Source organism: Pirellulales bacterium, assembly GCA_019636345.1.
In the GTDB taxonomy this organism is placed as follows: Bacteria; Planctomycetota; Planctomycetia; order Pirellulales; family Lacipirellulaceae.
On record JAHBXQ010000003.1, the window covers coordinates 684,566 to 697,343 of the forward strand.

Annotated in this window: 10 protein-coding genes; 7 read left to right on the forward strand and 3 right to left on the reverse strand. The window is 67.5% G+C overall.

Annotated features, from left to right (window positions below; all coding sequences use genetic code 11):
- Positions 1-219: 219 nt before the first annotated feature.
- Positions 220-1,350 (reverse strand): hypothetical protein, encoded by a 1,131-nt coding sequence (locus KF688_10530; GenBank protein MBX3426105.1) that lies wholly within the window; start codon positions 1,348-1,350, stop codon positions 220-222.
- A 614-nt stretch (positions 1,351-1,964) separates the two neighbouring features.
- On the opposite strand from KF688_10530, the gene KF688_10535 reads away from it, so the two are divergent.
- The 7 genes from KF688_10535 (at position 1,965) to KF688_10565 (ending at position 9,778) form a co-directional block, all read left to right on the forward strand.
- Entirely contained in the window at positions 1,965-3,290 is a 1,326-nt protein-coding gene (locus KF688_10535) for a PEP-CTERM sorting domain-containing protein (GenBank protein MBX3426106.1), read from the forward strand.
- A gap of 441 nt (positions 3,291-3,731) precedes the next feature.
- Positions 3,732-4,826: a DUF1559 domain-containing protein gene (locus KF688_10540; GenBank protein MBX3426107.1), complete on the forward strand. Its 1,095-nt coding sequence runs from the start codon at positions 3,732-3,734 to the stop codon at positions 4,824-4,826.
- Entirely contained in the window at positions 4,823-5,248 is a 426-nt protein-coding gene (locus tag KF688_10545; protein MBX3426108.1) for a carboxypeptidase regulatory-like domain-containing protein, read from the forward strand. The genes KF688_10540 and KF688_10545 overlap by 4 nt, the downstream gene beginning before the upstream one ends.
- Before the next feature lie 106 nt (positions 5,249-5,354).
- A complete protein-coding gene (locus KF688_10550; GenBank protein ID MBX3426109.1) occupies positions 5,355-7,031 on the forward strand; it encodes a hypothetical protein in 1,677 nt (558 codons plus the stop codon).
- A 160-nt stretch (positions 7,032-7,191) separates the two neighbouring features.
- Positions 7,192-7,944, forward strand: coding sequence for a hypothetical protein (locus tag KF688_10555; protein ID MBX3426110.1), 753 nt, complete (start codon positions 7,192-7,194; stop codon positions 7,942-7,944).
- On the forward strand, positions 7,941-8,798 hold the full coding sequence (locus KF688_10560) for a hypothetical protein (protein ID MBX3426111.1): 858 nt from the start codon (positions 7,941-7,943) through the stop codon (positions 8,796-8,798). The genes KF688_10555 and KF688_10560 overlap by 4 nt, the downstream gene beginning before the upstream one ends.
- Positions 8,795-9,778 carry an LD-carboxypeptidase gene (locus KF688_10565; GenBank protein ID MBX3426112.1) on the forward strand — a complete coding sequence of 328 codons (984 nt, stop codon included), beginning with the start codon at positions 8,795-8,797 and terminating at the stop codon, positions 9,776-9,778. The genes KF688_10560 and KF688_10565 overlap by 4 nt, the downstream gene beginning before the upstream one ends.
- A 29-nt stretch (positions 9,779-9,807) precedes the next feature.
- Here the strand turns inward: KF688_10565 and KF688_10570 are convergent, their stop codons facing one another.
- Positions 9,808-11,598, reverse strand: a complete 1,791-nt coding sequence (locus tag KF688_10570; protein ID MBX3426113.1) for an FAD-dependent oxidoreductase — start codon at positions 11,596-11,598, stop codon at positions 9,808-9,810.
- On the reverse strand, positions 11,588-12,769 hold the full coding sequence (locus KF688_10575; protein MBX3426114.1) for a DUF1343 domain-containing protein: 1,182 nt from the start codon (positions 12,767-12,769) through the stop codon (positions 11,588-11,590). Before KF688_10575 ends, KF688_10570 begins: the two co-directional genes overlap by 11 nt.
- Between the last annotated feature and the right edge of the window lie 9 nt (positions 12,770-12,778).

Consider the following 12,778-nt stretch of genomic DNA (forward strand, 5'->3'; position numbering starts at 1 on the left):
TGCGAAGTGAGCGCTCGCCGCGGACGAGAACCCGGCGAACGGAAAGGATTCGTGCCGACGACTGACGACCAACTGCCCCGAGAACGAGGTCGTCCGCTGTCGAGCGATTGCGGTTCAGTCGATGCCGACGGTCGACCTTGCGGTAGCTCGCCGTTTTCCCCGGCCGACAGGTCTCTGCCGGCCGGGGAAACGGCTCGATGCGTCTCTCCCAGGGAGCCCTTAGGCCGTCCGCCGGCGGAGCCCGACGACCGCCGCAGCGGCGACCAGCGCCAAGCCGACGGCGCCCGGTTCGGGCACCTGGAACGTGAAGGCCTGAATGCCCATGTTCGTGCTCATGGCGTACAGCGTGGCTGTGTCGCCGCTGATGGCGCCCCAAGCCACGGCGCCGGCGGCGTTGCCGTTGGCGGTCAACGGTCCCGAGGTGGCGTTCGCGAATCCCAGCAGCACGGGCGATCCGGGGTTCGTGACGTTGAACACCTCGACCCGCGCGCTGTTGGTGTCAATCACGGCCAGGACGGGGACGCCGCCGACGACGGCGTAATCGAGCGGTCTTTGGGCGATCCCCAGCGGGATCGTGTCGGTGACCGTGGCGCTTGCGCCGAAGTCAGTGACGCGGGCGCTGGCGCCCTGGTTGCCGATCAGCGTGTCGGAGTCGACGAAGGTGAGCCCCAGGCGATAGTCGTTGCTGGTCGTAAGAGTCCCCGGAACGGACGTGTACGCCTGCGCGGCGAAGGCCAAGCCGTCGTTCGTGGACAGCACGGCGAAGTTGCTGGCAGCGACGTTGTTGGTGCCGGCGGCGGCGATCTTGGTGCTTGAGCCCGCCCCGATGGCCGCAAAGGAATCGCCGGTGCGGGCCAGTCCCGTCAGGCCGTCGTAGGCGACCGTGTACCCCGCCGCCCCTTCGCTGGCCCAGCGGTAAACTTTGAAGTTGCTGTTCGCGGCCGTGGAGAGGTTGCCGACGTAGATCGCACCGTCGGAACCGACGTCGACCATGTTGATGGCGAACGTCCCCCCGGACGGGGGCGTCCCGGTTTGCTCGACTCGGCCGACGTCGTCGCCGGTCGTGCCGTCGAGCACGCGGATGCCTTGTCCCGCGGAGCTGCGACTGACGAGGATGAGATTGTTGGTGATGGGATTGTAGGCCAATCCCCGTTCCAGATTGCCGTTGCGCAGATACAAATAACCCGAGCCGTCGGCGGTTGCGGCCGAGTCGCCGGCGAGGACTTCGCTCGGGGCGCGCCAGCCGTCGCCGCCGCCGAAGCTTGTCAGCGGCGTCAATGTCGCCGCCTGGGCCGTAAGGCTCGTCGCGGCAATCGCCGCCGCGAGGCCTGATCGTAGGGTCCAATTCATGAGGTCGTCTCCCGTTGCTAGAACACTCGGTCACACAGGATGAGATAAGTCGCGAAGGCCCTGCCCCCGCGGCGGAATGTGCCTTGGCCAAGCCGGTCCGCACGGCCCCGATCCGTGCGGGCGACTTGGGCTTGAGCGATGCGCGCGAGCGGCAGTCGCGGCCCTTGGCACATGGCCCTAGTTCCGATCCTACCGAGCCGAATCGCAAAATGCCCCAAGAAATAGCGCGTAATTTTCCACTGAATGCGCACGGCTTCTGCCAGAGCTGGGCTGAGCATTCCCGCCGGCGGTCTACAGCGAGCTGAGGCTGCTGCAACGGAGCGAGAACCGCGGGGCGAACCCGGCTTCGATTGCGGCCCGCTCGTCAGGGAGAATCAGAGTCAGCCAGAGTGTTAGCCAGTGCGCATGGGCGTGAAAAAACGCCGCATAATAAGTTGCGCGACTTTTGCGCGGGTTACTTAGGATGAAGAGACGGACCGGTCGTCTCGCATCGTCTAGCAGACCGCGACCTGGGGAGCATGGTCGCCCCAGGGGACCGCGCCAGTCGAGCCGTGCGAGCGGACGTGCCGCGCGGAACACCGATCTCTTCGTTTCTCCCTGTGCAGGTGCAAGCTATGAATTCGCGACTTCGAATCGTCGCCGCCCTAGCGGCAGTTATCGCGTTGGCCGGCCAAGCCGCGGCTCAGATCATTGTCGACGAGAATTTCGACGGCTACGCCGACAACGACGCATTCCGAGCGGTGTGGGTCCCCACGGTCGGCAACGGCACTGCGGCTGCCGATCCGGCAAACAATGACGCTGGCGTTCTTGACGACGGCACGCTCAATCCGGGTGTCGTCACTTCGGGCAAGGTCGTCGACCACATCGGCGTCTTCGCCGGCGGGACGATGGTCAACCAGTACGGAGGCGTCATCAATCAAGGATTGGGATTGAATCCCGCGTTCAACGCCGTTCCGTCAGCCACGAAAAGCGTGTTTGTCAGCGTCGACCTATACGACTCGGGGGGCGGCAACGAACGGATGACGCTGGGGTTGCGTCACATTTCTGTCGCCGGAGAGACGATCACGACGACCAACCTTCTGGAAATGGGGCTCTACAACTCGAACTCCGGCGATCCGACCGTCGTCGGGGTGACGAACCCGCCGGGGAACGCGGCGGCTGGTTCCCCCGGCTTCTACAATGGCCGGGGTTACGGGGCGCGTCTGAACCTTTACGGCGCGATTTCCAGTCCGTTGGTGGTGACGCCTGACTGGCAGTATTTCCGCACGGACGGCGAGACTTGGGGGTTGCAGGACACCGACCTGGGATTCGACATCGGGCTGGAAAGCACGACCGATACGAACGATTACGTCTCCATCGGCGACATTGGCGCCGGCTGGCATACGTACTCGGCGACGATCACGCCCACCCATGTGACCTTTGAGATCGACCTGTGGCGCGACGGGTTGCGCAACACGTCGCGAACTCCCGACTCGGAAACTGGAATCCGGCCTGGCGAACCCGATTTGCCTGACGCCCGGATGGTCTTCCCCATCGCCACGCTTCCTCAAGGGTTCAACAGCCTGCGGATCGGCGGACCCTCCGGCCTCAGTTCGGCGGGCGCCGGCGTCACGCTGTTCGACAATATCCGGCTGGAGATGATCGACGTGGTTCAGCAGCCGCTCAACGCCGACTTCGATACAAGCATGCTCGTCGACGGGTCTGACTTCCTGACTTGGCAGCGCAACTACCCGGTGACCGACGGCACGGCGGTCCGGATTGACGGCGACGCCAACGAAGACGGCAACGTGAACGCCGCGGACCTCGACGCTTGGAAGCTGCAGTACGGCACGAACCCCAACGCTGCGGTCGCCGTCGCTGCGGTCCCCGAGCCGGCGTCGCTGCTGCTGGCGGCCTTGGCCGGGTTGGCCGGGTGCGCCTGCCGGCGTCGCGCCGCCTGAGACGGGACCGCGCACTGGTCGCCGTCGATTCGGCTCGCGCCTTCCGGCAACTCTTGAACTGACGTGCTTCCGGGCCGTCGAGCTGGCCGAGATTTGTCATTCTCGTGCGAGCCCGACGACCGGCTGCCGTTCGCCCGCACCGTGGCCGCGGGGGCAACGCCGCGGTGCGGGCTTTTTTTGCGCCTGTGTCCAGCCGCTTGCGAGCGCAATCCGGCGCTAGCTTCGCGCTGCCGTCCCCGCGACCTCGTTGCGCGGAGACGGCAATCGTTGTCGAGGAGCGTGCGCTGGTGCGCGAAATACAGAGTACCCTGCGCACAAACTTTGTTGTTCAATTCCCCTTGGTTTCTAGAATGGAAGTACGGACGAAGTCCGCCTGCGGGGCTTCTGCCGTCTCCTCGTCCCTTGATTGGTCGGCCCCACGATCGCTTGCGAGAACTGAGCATGTCCGTTGCCGCCACTCCCGATCGTCGCGATGAAAGGGTTCGTCGCCCGCGTCGTTCGTTCGCGTTCACCCTGGTCGAGTTGCTGGTCGTGATCGCGATCATCGGCGTCTTGGTGGCGCTGCTGTTGCCGGCGATCCAAGCGGCGCGGGAAGCGGCCCGGCGCTCGCAGTGCGTCAACAATCTCAAGAACGTGGCGCTGGCGTGTTTGAACTACGAATCGGCCTTCGGCACGCTCCCCCCCGGCGGCAAGAACACGACGACGGCTCAGGCGAGCGGCTTCGGCTGGCCGGTGTATGCACTCCCGTACATCGAACAGGCGGGCATCAGCCAGCAGGCGATCTCGGTCTACACGAATCAGACGAACCCCGACGCCTACGGATCGGCGATGGACGAACTGAATACGCTGCTGCCCGAACTGTACTTATGCCCCAGCGACCAGGAACTGAAAAACCAGCGCGAGAAGTTCGGCAACGCGAATCGTCGCGCGATGAGTTACGCGGGGGTCATGGGATCGTATTTCAGCCGCACCGGCCAATGCCCTTCGACCAAGAGCGGCAACCACTACTGCGTGACCAGCGGCTCCGCTCTGTTCGGACCGAACAACTACGACGGGCTGCTGATCCAGGACTGGCCGGTCGATCTGCGGGAGGCGAGCGACGGGACGAGCAACACGCTGTTGATCGGCGAGCGGACCTATCAGGTACGCGCTTGGATGATCGGCGCGTACTGGGTGACGCCGACCGATCCGCCCACGAATCCTCGCGATCCGACGAAGGTCGTGCCGTCGGGCCCGCAACCGGCGACCGCGTTTTTCGCCTGCAAGAGCATTAGCGACAAGGCTCCGCCGAACCACAGCCCCTACAACGGCTGCTACGTCGGTCATGACAATGCGTTGGGAGATCGCCCCGAGGTCCCCGACAGCACGCCCCGCACCTTGGGCGTCAACGAGTTGCCGTTTGCAAGCTTTCATCCCGGCGGCGTCAATTTCTCGCTGGGAGACGCCAGCGTCCGATTCATCAACGACTCGGTCGACATGGTCACGTACTTGGCCCTGGGCTCGCGTAACGGCGGCGAGGTCGTCCCGATTCCATGAATCTGGCGGCTTCTCTCCATCAGGATCGTCTTGGTCGACGGCTGCTCCTCGGCGGCTCTCTGTCGGTCGCCCTGATTGCGATCGGCTGCAGTCAGCAGGAACCGGGATTGCCTGTCGCCGGGACAGTGACGTATCGCGGCAAGCCGGTTCCTAAAGCCGCGATCACCTTCTATCCCGCCAGTGGACGGCCGGTTATGGCGAGCGCGTCCGAGTCGGGGCAATACTCTTGCCGCCTCGAACCGGGCGACTACCAAGCGACCGTCGTCCTCGGCGTCCAATTGCCGCCGGGGTGGAAGGAGGGGGATCCGATTCCGCCCCCCAGCGTGACGCTGCCGGCCAATTACTCGTCGCGGGTCCGCACTCCCCTCAAGGCGACCGTCGCCGCCGGGCAGACCGAGCCGATCGACTTCGCGCTCAAGTAAGCCAAGCCCCTTGCCGGTTCGCCCTCGCGGCGTTGCAATGATCCCCTGCTGAACGGCCGGTCCTTCGCGGGGCAGCGACGCTATGGGTTCTTACCTCTCCGAGTCGATGACGCGCACTCGCGTCGCACCTCGCGAACCGGCGACGCTCGATCCCGCATCGGTTGCGGTCTTGCTCGAGCAGTTTGCCGCCAAGGCCGGCGCGGGGCTGGTCCTTGAACCCGTCGGGCGATCCTTCCTCGACCGCCCGATCCAGGCGGCGACGATCGGCCACGGACCGCAGCGGGTTCTCGCGTGGTCGCAGATGCACGGCGACGAGCCGACCCACACGGCCGTGCTGTTGGACCTGCTGGCCTGGCTCGCGGCTGTCGCGAACGGCGAGGCGGCCGACGAGGACGCCGCGGCGATCCTGAGCGGGGTGACGCTTTCCGTCGTGCCGCTGTTGAACCCCGACGGGGCGGTCTTGGGGCGCCGCGAGAACGCCCAGGGGATCGACGTCAATCGCGACGCCCGCCGCTTGGCGAGCCCCGAGGGGCGGATGCTGCGGGCGGCGGTCGAGCGGTTTCGTCCCGACTTCGCCTTCAACCTGCACAACCAAAACGCCCGTTCGACCGTGGGGCGCAGCAAACGGCCGTCGGTCGTGGCGCTGATGGCCCCGCCGCTCGATTTCGGCTGTCCCGAGACGGAGCAGATCGTGCGGGCCAAGCGGGTCGCCGTTTGTTTTCGCCGGGCGGTCGAGCCGCTCTGCCCCGGGATGATCTCGCGCTACTCGGCCGATTTCATGCCGCGAGCGTTCGGCGAGCGGCTTCAGGCCGCGGGGGTGACGACCGTGTTGGTCGAGGCGGGAGGCTCGCCCGACGACGTCAACTTCGACATGGCCGGTTTGCATCTGCACGGGCTCGCCCAGACGCTGGCGGCGATCGCTCGCGACGAGCTCCTGACGGCCGACCCGGCCGAGTACGACGCCTTGCCGCTGGACGGCGAGATCGTGCGGTTCGATAGGCTCGTTCAGCAGGCGACCGTCGTGCGGGGCGCGAGCGCTGAACGGTTTACGGCGGATTTGGGGATCAACTTTCCCGGCGGGCGTCGGCTGGCGACGGGCCCGCTCGCGTGCGGCGTGATCGACGAGATCGGCGATCTTGAAGTGACCGCCGGCAAGCAAGAACTCGACGCGACGGGATTGTGCTGCGTGCCGGGACAGTGGGAGTTCGACCCGAACCTGCGGCCCACGGCGATTCCCGCGGCAGACGCGTTGCAAGCCGTGACGGCGCAGGGCGTGACGAGCCTCGTGGGGACGGTCGATGCGACGAGCGACGCGGAGCTCGCGGCGCTGGGCCGGCTGGCTGCGGCGACCGAGCCGATCGCGGCGCTCAACCTGGGATTCGCGGCGACGCTGCCGACCGGCGCGAGCGGTTCAGCGAGCGAACTGGCCCGGCGGGTCCTGCTGGCCGTGCATCGCGGGGCGTGTGCGATCGACGACCGGACGATGTCTGCGGAGGTTCTCGCCGCGCTGAGCGAGTTCGACCTGCCGCGGCTGAGCGCCGCCCCGCTGGCGGAGTCGTCGGTCGAGCCGCGCGCCGCATCGTTCGACGAACTGGCCGAGCGCGCAGCGGCTTGGGCCTGCGCTGTGCGGCAATCGGGGCGCGGACGGATCGACAAAGGGGCGATCGCCGACTTGGCGCTGTTTGCACCGGCCGAACCGCCGGCGACGGCGGCGTTCGTGCTCGTCGGCGGTCGACCGGTCGCGGCCGGCGCGCTTTCGGGAACGCTCCTGCGGCTCGAGTGAACGACGAGGAAGCGAGCCGCGGAATCTCCGACCAAGCGAGATGTTCCCCTGGCACGCAATATTCGCGACAATTTGCGGGCCCTGGCGCCCTCCGGCGACGCGGGCCTCCGTGTTCTCCGCGACGCCATGACGACTCCCTTCCCCCGCCTCGGGAGGTTGCATGCTCAACAAGTTCTGGTTCGGTCTGGTGCTCGTCGGGATCCTGTACGGGTTCGGCAAGGCGGCCTATCGCAGTTGGCGGGGCGATGCGCCTGTTGCGCCTGCGGTCGCCGCCGAGAGAGACGCTTCCGCGCCAGCGGCGTCGACCGCCCCCCCCTCGCCGTTGACCGAGATGGGCCGGCAGCTCAACGCGGCGACGATGGACTCGGCGAAGACCGCGGTCGAGCTGTGCATTCAGCTCATCGGCGTCATGGCGCTGTGGCTAGGGATGATGAACGTGGCGAAGGACGCGGGGCTGATCGACGCCTTGGCCCGGCTGTTGCGGCCGCTCATGCGGTGGCTGTTCCCCGAGGTCCCCGACGGCCACCCGGCGCAGGGGGCCATGTTGATGAACATCTCGGCGAACATGCTGGGGCTCGACAACGCGGCGACGCCGATGGGGCTCAAGGCGATGCGGGAGCTGCAGACGCTCAACCCCCAGCCCGATACGGCGACCGACGCCCAGACGCTGTTCCTGGCGATCAACACCAGCAGCGTCACGCTGATTCCCTTTACGATCATCGCCTACCGCACGGCCAGCGGCAGCAGCGACCCGGCTCGGCCGATGATGGGAATGCTGCTGGCGACGACCGTGAGCACGGTGGTTGCGATCACGGTGACGCGCTGGCTGGCTCGCCGGCCGAAGTACCGATCGTCGTCGGCGACCCTCGCCGCTCCTGTCCTCGCGAACGAACCGCCGGAGGGGACGCGATGAGCGAAGTCTTCCGATTTTTCGAGCTGGCCAGCCAGTGGATGATCCCTGGCACGATCCTGTTGATCGTCCTCTGGGCCGCGTATCGCCGCGTGCCGATGTACGAATCGTTCGTCACGGGGGCCAAGGAGGGGTTCGACGTCGCGGTGATGATCATCCCCTATCTCGTGGCGATCCTGTTTGCAATCAAACTGTTCATCGTCAGCGGGATCTTCGACGACGCCAAGTCCCTGGCCGTATGGGGCATGACCAAGCTGGGGCTGGACGAGTATGCCGAGATCTTCGACCTGATGCCGTTGGCCCTGACGCGCCCGTTGTCGGGCTCGGGGTCGCGGGGGATCCTGATCGAGATCTTCGACGAGCACGGCCCCGACAGTTTCTTGGGGATGGTTTCGTCGCTGATGATGGGGAGCACCGAGACGACGTTCTACGTGCTGACGGTCTATTTCGGCGCCGTGAACATCAGCAAGCTGCGGCACGCCGTGCCGGCTTGCCTGACCGGGGACGCGGCGGGGATCGTCGCTTCGATCGTCTTGGGGTACGTGCTGTTCGGGGACCTTGCGGCGAACGACGTGAAGCCGGACGGCGCTGCGTCCCCCCAGTCGCAGAACGCCGAGTTTGAAACGCAGCCGGACGATCAGCGGGCCCCAGTCGCGGCGGCGCCTTCCCCCTTGCGGGAAGGCTCGGGCGGGGGGGCTGCGCGGCCGGAGCGGCGTCGCTTGGCGATTGGTCGTTTGGTCGCAGAACAGGTGCAAGCGGCAGGATCTGTTCGCGACACGTCGATCCGCGCTCGTGCTCTCCGTCGCGAGGAGGGGATCGGCACGAACCGCTTCGGCGCTTGTGCGAGGCTGACATGACTCGAACGTCCGACTCGTCCCGACCCGAGCGACTCGTCCCGCCGGCGCTGCGGTCCGGGGACACGATTGGCGTGTTCGCCCCGGCGGGGGTCGTGCCGCGGGAAAGGCTTGAACGGGCCCTCGCGCGGATCAGCGCGCGGGGGTTCCGCGTGAAGACCTACGGCGACCTGTTTCGCGAGCGCGGCTACTTGGCGGGGGACGACGACGCCCGGGCGGCAGAGCTGAACGCGGCGCTGGCCGACCCTGAGACGACCGCCGTGATGCCGGCCCGCGGCGGTTACGGCTGCGCTCGGTTGGTGGATCGTCTCGACTACGCCGCGGTGCGCCGGCGGCCGAAACTCGTCGCGGGGTTCAGCGACCTCACGGCGATCCACGCTGCGCTGGCCGCGCAGACGGGACTGGCGACGCTTCACAGCCCGAACCTCGTCGACGGTTGGGGGGGCGAGGAGCCGCCGACGGAATGGGTCGAGGAGAGCTTCTGGCAAGCCGCGGGGCTCGTCAGCGGCGTCTTCGGAGAGCTAACGGCCCCGCCGCCGCAAGCTGCCGCGGGGTTGGCGACGCTGCGATCCGGCGTCGCCGAGGGGCCGCTCATCGGCGGCAACGCGGCGGTGTTTGCGGGACTGACGGGTTCGCCCTACATGCCCGATTTTGCCGGAGCGATCTTGTTTTTGGAGGACGTGGGCGAACGCCCCTATCGCCTCGATCGTATGCTCGCTCAGATGCGGCTGGCCGGGCTGCTCGACAAACTTGCCGGGGTCCTCCTGGGGCAGTTCACCGACTGCGACGAGGCCCCCGACAACCCGAGCCTGGCCCTGAGCGAGGTCTGGGACGACTACTTCGGCAGCCTGGGCGTCCCGGTACTCGCTGGCTATCCGACCGGCCACGTTCGCGATAACGCCACGCTCCCGCTGGGGACGTCGGTACGGATCGATGCGACGAACCAAACGGTGCAGTGCGTTGCGGCAGACGCCCGGGGCTAGCGCACATGGCTCAGGTCCAGGGACGCCGCCTAAGGCCTCGACCCTGCCGGGTGGCCGTCGAGGGCGTAGTCGATCGGCGTGTGCTTCTTCACGCGCTGTTGCAGTCGGTCGATCGCTGCCAGCGCGGCGCGTGAGTCGCACCCCTCGCGAGCCATCATCGCCGCGGCGACGCCGGCGGCCGTGCCGCTCGACCATTCGATCGGGTGGAGCCGGATGGCCGAGTTCGCCGCGAACGTCTGGGCCATCGTCTTCCCCGCGGCCAGCAGGTTGCCGTACTTGGCGTTCGTGAGCGCGCGGAACGGGATATAGAACGGCAGCGTCGGCCGCAGATGCTCGGCGAACTGCGGGTACTCGCAGGTGGCCAGCGGGTGGATGTCGCCGGCGTAGGCCCCCAGCGCGACGCGGTCGGGGAACCGCGTCCCCGTTCCGTGTTGCGGCGGCGGGGCGAGATCGTCGTAGGTGATCACGAACCCGTCGAGTCCCACCGAGCGGCGCGTATCGCGGATGTACGGCAGCTTGGCCAAGCCATGCCTCGTGCCGAGCACGGTGCGCGACAGGGTAATTTGCCGCGGGTCGATTCCCGCGGGAGCGCGGCGCCGAAACCACTGGTGCCAAGCGAACGCCCGCTGTTCGGCCGCCGCGAGGACGGACATGTCGAGCCCTCCCTGCCAATCGTCGCGCTGCGCGGCCGCCAGTTGAGCGCTGAGGAAGAGATAGCCGAACGGGTAGTCGTTCCCCCCCTCGGCGCGGCGACGCGAGTAGCCCCAGTTCTGCAGGCAAAGGTCGCCCGGCCCCGGCGCCGCGGCGGCGCCCCGGATGCGGCGGTAGGTCCAGATCTGGTTCCAGGCGTCGGCCCGATCGGCGTAGTCGCCGAAGCCCATGCCGTCGATCCGCGGGTCGGGGGCGTCGTCGTCGGTCGGCTTGGCGTGGAACTCCTCGACGAAGTCGAACACGGTCGCTTGCCCGCAGGTGTCGTCGAAGTCGGGGGCGTCCTCGGCCGGCTCGCACCCTTGGCGGTAGGGGGCGTCGGCGAGTACGAACAGGTCCCCCCACTCGGTCGCTTCCAGAAACACCGTCGCCGCGGGGGAGTTCGCTCGGGCGGCGAAGCGGAGGACTTCTTTCGTGAACCGCGCCGAATCGGCCGGACTGTACCACTCGGCAAGATCTTGGGACAGCAGCAGGTCGTAACCCTCGGCGGCGACGCCCGCGCGCGGCGTGCGACGGATGGCCGTCAGGGAAACGATCGCGTCGCCATCGGTCTCGACCCGTTTGACGACCGTGTTGAGATAGACGTCAAGCCGATCGCGCCGCGCGTCGATCAGCGGTTGCAGGTGTTTGCGAAGCAGGTCGAGCGGTTCGAAGCAGTACCGGCTCACCCAGCCGCGCCCCGGGTTGCCGACTTGGGCCAGCATGTCGCGAAACACGGGAGTCATGTTCCGCGGATCGCGGGCGATGCCCGCGACGTCGACCAGCACCTCGTCGGTCTGCGGGTCGCGGATCTTGTGCCACGCCTCGTCGACGGCGGGCACGGCGCTGGCGGTCAGTTGCCCGCCGATCCAGTCGGTCGGCTCAAGCAGGGCGACTCGGGCGCCTTCGTCATGGGCGGCGAGCGCCGCAGCCAGGGCGGCCGTCGTCCCGCCGGCGATCACGACGTCGTAATCGTCGAGCATGCGCACAGCAGGCGGGTCAGGCGCGGCGCCGTTTGCCTCGGGAGCAAGCGCCGCAAGCGCTGAACACGCCGCCAGGATCGCGACAAATCGATCGCGTCGGCTGAACGATCGCGCTGACGCGGTGCGGGGCAGGGGGGGGTTAGCGTTCATAGAGCAGGAACTCCTTGCGACGCTCGCGGAATCGCTTCAGGTCGGACTCGTACAGGTCGCGCAGCTCCGGCGCCGGGACGCCGCGCCGGATCGCAGCGAGCACGGCGGCGTGACGCAGCAACCGATCCATCTTCTCGGCTTCCCACGTCTCTGGGTAGAGCTTGCGCAGCGTGCAGGCCAGGGTCAGCCCCAATTCGACTGGCGCCAGGGCGTTGCGATTGACGACGTGCAGTTGCACGCCGCCGCACTCTTGGTTCGCGAAGCGGCTTGCCGTCGGCGTGAATCGAACCGGGATGAATCGAACTCCGGGGACTTGCGCCGCGTTGAGCGACGCGGCCAGATCGCGCGGCTCGATCCACGGGGCGCCGATGATCTCGAACGGCGTGTCCGTTCCGCGGCCGACCGACAGGTTCGAGAACTCCAACAGCCCCACCCCCGGGTACAGCATCGCCTGCATCAGCGAGCGCATGTTCGGCGAGGGGTTGATCCAGACCAATCCCGTGCGGTCCCATGTCGCGCCGCGGCGCCAACCCTCGACCGGCACGACGAGCAGTTCGACCTTCACCTTGCGCTCGGCCGCGAACATCAGGGCCAGTTCGCCGGCAGTCATGCCGTGGCGCACGGGGATGTCGTGGTGAGCGATGAACGACTCGCCGTCCGGGTCGCGCACCGGTCCCTCGACCGCCGTCCCGCCGATCGGGTTCGGTCGATCGAGGACGACGAACATGATCTCCGCCTCGGCCGCCGCTTCCATCGCCAGTCCCATCGTGCTCACGTAGGTGTAGAACCGAGTCCCCACGTCTTGAACGTCGAATGCCAAGACGTCGAGCTCCGCAAGGTGCGCGGGCGCCGGGCGATTCGTCTTGCCGTAGAGGCTGTAGATCGGCGTGCCGGTCGGTTCGTGCTGGGCGTCGCCGATGTCGGGCTGATCCAACCGACCGGCGATGCCGTGCTCGGGGCTGAAGATGGCCGCGAGCGTCACGTCCGGGGCCTCGTGCAGCAAATCGATCGTCGTCTTCCCGGTGCGATCGACGCCCGTGTGATTGGTGATCAGGCCGACCCGTTTGCCCGCCAGTTGGCGAAAGCCGTCCCGCTTCAACACGTCGACGCCGCAGAGCACCTCGGGCGTGCTGGCGTCCGCAACGGGTCGCCGGACGACTTGCCGTTGCACCGCGGGTCG

Bases quoted from the DNA above. Each gene is read 5' to 3' on its own strand.
- KF688_10530 (MBX3426105.1), bottom strand. From the start codon at position 1,350: ATGAATTGGACCCTACGATCAGGCCTCGCGGCGGCGATTGCCGCGACG.
- KF688_10535 (MBX3426106.1), top strand. From the start codon at position 1,965: ATGAATTCGCGACTTCGAATCGTCGCCGCCCTAGCGGCAGTTATCGCG.
- KF688_10540 (MBX3426107.1), top strand. From the start codon at position 3,732: ATGTCCGTTGCCGCCACTCCCGATCGTCGCGATGAAAGGGTTCGTCGC.
- KF688_10545 (MBX3426108.1), top strand. From the start codon at position 4,823: ATGAATCTGGCGGCTTCTCTCCATCAGGATCGTCTTGGTCGACGGCTG.
- KF688_10550 (MBX3426109.1), top strand. From the start codon at position 5,355: ATGACGCGCACTCGCGTCGCACCTCGCGAACCGGCGACGCTCGATCCC.
- KF688_10555 (MBX3426110.1), top strand. From the start codon at position 7,192: ATGCTCAACAAGTTCTGGTTCGGTCTGGTGCTCGTCGGGATCCTGTAC.
- KF688_10560 (MBX3426111.1), top strand. From the start codon at position 7,941: ATGAGCGAAGTCTTCCGATTTTTCGAGCTGGCCAGCCAGTGGATGATC.
- KF688_10565 (MBX3426112.1), top strand. From the start codon at position 8,795: ATGACTCGAACGTCCGACTCGTCCCGACCCGAGCGACTCGTCCCGCCG.
- KF688_10570 (MBX3426113.1), bottom strand. From the start codon at position 11,598: ATGAACGCTAACCCCCCCCTGCCCCGCACCGCGTCAGCGCGATCGTTC.